We start from the raw sequence: 255 nt of genomic DNA on the forward strand, positions 1-255 counted from the left end.
ACTTTTGTTTGTTACCAGCAAATAAAAGGAGTAAATAGCATGAGCCGATACGAATCCGCCTCACACGTATTCTATCGTTGTCAGTATCACATCGTGTGGACACCGAAGTATAGATACAAGATTTTGAAAGGTCAGGTGGGCAAAGAGCTTTACCGAAGTATCTATGTTTTTTGCAGCATGAAGAAGTGCGTGGTAGTTGAACTGAATGTTCAGATTGACCATGTCCACTTGGTGGTGAGAACGCCGCCGAGTTTA

At 42.7% G+C, this 255-nt stretch carries 1 protein-coding gene; it reads left to right on the plus strand.

The window, feature by feature from the left end:
* Nucleotides 1–39: 39 nt before the first annotated feature.
* Nucleotides 40–255, plus strand: a 216-nt coding sequence (gene tnpA / locus J0A65_RS28095; RefSeq protein ID WP_206597269.1) for an IS200/IS605 family transposase, incomplete at its 3' end; no start/stop codon positions are given.

Origin of the sequence: Bowmanella yangjiangensis (assembly GCF_017255015.1) — a bacterium.
Lineage (GTDB): Bacteria > Pseudomonadota > Gammaproteobacteria > Enterobacterales > Alteromonadaceae > Bowmanella > Bowmanella yangjiangensis.